This is a genomic window from Streptomyces sp. NPDC049687, assembly GCF_044465285.1.
Taxonomy (GTDB): Bacteria; Actinomycetota; Actinomycetes; order Streptomycetales; family Streptomycetaceae; genus Streptomyces.
Genome location: NZ_JBITLN010000037.1, coordinates 1 through 3,124 on the forward strand (window position 1 = coordinate 1; position 3,124 = coordinate 3,124).

The following is a 3,124-nucleotide window of genomic DNA, read 5'->3' on the forward strand; positions in this document are numbered from 1 at the left end:
GCGGAGGCTCCGCCCTCCGTGCCCCCGGCGCAGGCCCCTGCAGCCGCCGACGCCGGTCCCGCGCAGCCCTCCTCCCCGGCCCCGGCGCCGCCCCCAGCCCCCGCGCCCCCCGCCCCCCCCCCCCCCCCCCCCCCCCCCCCCCCCCCCCCCCCGCCCCCCCCCCCCCCCCCCCCCCCCCCCCCCCCCGCGGCACTAGAAACCGTGGGGCAGCCAGGGGGCCACCGGGGACCCGAAGCCCACGGCCGCCTCCGTCAGCGCCCCCTGGCGCAGTTCCCGCACCCGTCCGGCCGCGCCGAGCGCGGCCAGGCTCACCCCGCCCAGGTACGCCGCCCCCAACTCCCGTACCGACAGAGCCAGATCGGCCGGGTCCGTCGTACGCTCGCACACCGCGCCCTTCGGGTCCGCGGACAGCCGCCAACGCCCCGCGTTCCACGGGCAGAAGGCGTCCTCGACCTCCAGGACGACATCCACCGGCGCCTGGTACGTCCGCTCCTCCAGCGCCGCGCCCACGTCCACCAGCCGCACGTACAACCCGTCCCGCACCTTCAGCCCGCACCGCCGGATGTCGGACACCTGGTACTGCCACGCCTCGTCCAGCGGCCGCCCCCGCACCTTCAGCGAGGTCGTCAGGTCGATCCCGAACAGGAACCGCCACAGCGCCGCCTCCGACACCGGGTCCAGCCCCGCCAGGTCCTCCAGCAGCACCTGCCCGTTGTGCCCGGCGTCCGTGTAGTCGATCCTGACCCGGAAGCGGGCGAAACCGGTCACCTCCCCGTCCCGCTCCGCCAGCACGCACTGCAACGGCGACGCCCCGTCCTTCCCGGCCTCCGCCTCCACCACCCACAGCCGCTCCCAGCCCGGCCGCCGGCCCAGCATCCCCGGCCGCCCGGCCACCGTCCGCGCGTACACCGCCTCGCACACCTCGAGCCCGGCGCGCGGACCGGCGTACCGCAGCCGTACGCCGTCGGTGCCGGCCGGGACGGACAGCCGTACCCGACTGGTGTCGATCTCGGCGTGCAGCCCGAAGGTCGCCGCCGCGTACCCGAACCGGCCGTAGATGGGCGGCTCCGAAGCGGTGAGGACGGCGAGCGACTCGCCCCACGCCCGCACGTCGTCCAACTGCCGCCGCATCATCGCCGTCAGGATCCCGCGCCGCCGGTGCGTCGCGCTCACCCCGACCATCGTCACACCCGCCGCCGGCACCGAGGCCCCGCCCGGCACGGTCAGCCGGAAGTCGAACGCCCCCGCCGTGCCCACCGGCTCCGCCCCGTCCCACGCGCCGAGCGACCGCTCGCGCGGAACGAGCTCCGACCACAACTCCCGTTCCTCGGCCGACTCCGAGGCCCCGCCGAAGGCCCGCAGCAGGGTGCCGTACCACTTGTCCCAGTCGTCCTGCCGCAGCACCCGCAACTCGGCCGCGGGAGCCGCGGAAGAGGTCGCGCGGCCCGTCGGCCCCGGCGTCGTCGCCCCAGTCGTCATGGCTCCATGCCTAGCAGTCCCCCGCACGGCGAGCGAGGGAATTTCCCGCTCCGGGCGACGGGAGCGCTTTCCGTGAAGTTCACTGTGAAGTTGAACCTCGGACGGGGGACAAGTGGGACCTCCCGTGCCAAGCGGTGGGTTGGATGGATAGGGTCCCGAACTAATGGCAGAAGGACGACAGCGGCGCTCGGAAGCCGAGACGTTGACGGCCCGGTTCAGGCATCTGATGCACCGGGTCCGCACCGGCGTGCGCAGAAGCGCCGTCGACTACTTCCGCGGCGACGGCTCCGACTGGATCGCGCTGGCCTTCCTGCTGCTCACCGTCCCGCTGATCGCGGCCACCACCCTCGCCAACTCGGTGTGGTGCTCCCCGGCGGCCCTGGTCCTGCCGATCGTCGCCGGCGGCCTGCTGCTGCGCCCGTCCAGCCTGCTCGGCCTGTACGCGGCGGCGGCCACGGCGCTCATCGTCGAGTCGGTGCAACTCGGCCCCTACACGGAGGGCCCCTCGCGGGTGACCCCGGGCGTGGTCCTGGTCGTCGCCGCATGCGGCTTCTTCGGCCTCCTGATCGCCCAGTTCCGCAGCCGGGTCGGCGTGCCCTGGCGGCGCGGCGGCACCATGCTCTTCGACCTGCGCGAGCGCATCCGGGTGCAGAGCAAGCTGCCGAAGCTGCCGCCGGGCTGGCACCGCGAGATGGCCCTGCGGCCGGCGGGCGGCCAGTCGTTCTCCGGTGACTTCGTCGTCGCGGCCCGCACCAACGGCGGCCGCACCATGGAGGTCGTGCTCACGGACGTCTCCGGCAAGGGCATGGACGCGGGGTCCCGCGCTCTGCTCCTGTCGGGCGCCTTCGGCGGCCTCCTCGGCTCCCTGCCTCCGCACGCCTTCCTCCCGGCGGCAAACGGTTACCTCCTCCGCCAGGACTGGGACGAGGGCTTCGCGACCTCCATCCACCTCGTCCTCGACCTGGACTCCGGCGACTACGAGCTCTACTCCGCGGGCCACCCGCCGGGCCTCCAGCTCAGCGCCGGCAGCGGCCGCTGGGAGGAGAAGGCGGCCGAGGGGCCGCTGCTCGGTGTCTACGAGGGCGCGCAGTTCGACCCCGTGAAGGGCTCCCTGCGCCCCGGTGACGTGCTGATGCTGTTCACCGACGGCCTGGTGGAGACCTCCGACCGGGACATCGTCGAGGGCATCGACCGCCTCACCGGCGAGGCCGACCGCTATGTCGTCGGCGGCTTCCAGGGCGCGGCCTGGCACCTGATCGAGGCGGTCGCCAAGGACGTCAACGACGACCGGGCGTTGCTCCTCATCTGCCGCGAGGGCCCGACGGCCGCCACCGCAGCACACTGACCTTTCTCCCCTCATGTCCGGCTATGTGCCGATGACTTGGTCCTCCGTTTGTGCCACCTCCGTAACTGCCGCCGCTTCGCGATTGCATCGGCAATCGAGGACTTGCTACAGATGGATGCGTACGGTCGTGAAGGTACGGACGTGACAGGTACGGACGTGACAGGTACGGACGGGGACAGACCCCACCGGGGGAGGCGAGTTCGGCATGAAGTTCGACATGGGTGCGCAGACGTTGTCGACGTTGCAGCGTGATTCGCGTGGGTCGAGTGATGATCTGGGTTCGTTGATCAGGCAGTTGGT

2 protein-coding genes are annotated in these 3,124 nt (G+C 73.1%); one reads left to right on the plus strand and one right to left on the minus strand.

Translation table 11 applies throughout. The features are described from left to right. Positions 1-192 precede the first annotated feature (192 nt). Positions 193-1,479 carry a GNAT family N-acetyltransferase gene (locus ACIBVL_RS43135; protein WP_399106753.1) on the minus strand — a complete coding sequence of 429 codons (1,287 nt, stop codon included), beginning with the start codon at positions 1,477-1,479 and terminating at the stop codon, positions 193-195. A gap of 163 nt (positions 1,480-1,642) precedes the next feature. Here ACIBVL_RS43135 and ACIBVL_RS43140 point away from each other — a divergent pair, with 163 nt between their 5' ends. Further along, entirely contained in the window at positions 1,643-2,824 is a 1,182-nt protein-coding gene (locus tag ACIBVL_RS43140; protein ID WP_399106755.1) for a PP2C family protein-serine/threonine phosphatase, read from the plus strand. Positions 2,825-3,124: the final 300 nt, after the last annotated feature.

Excerpts from the sequence above, each read along its gene's own strand:
- ACIBVL_RS43140 (WP_399106755.1), top strand. The coding sequence starts at position 1,643 with ATGGCAGAAGGACGACAGCGGCGCTCGGAAGCCGAGACGTTGACGGCC.
- ACIBVL_RS43135 (WP_399106753.1), bottom strand. The coding sequence starts at position 1,479 with ATGACGACTGGGGCGACGACGCCGGGGCCGACGGGCCGCGCGACCTCT.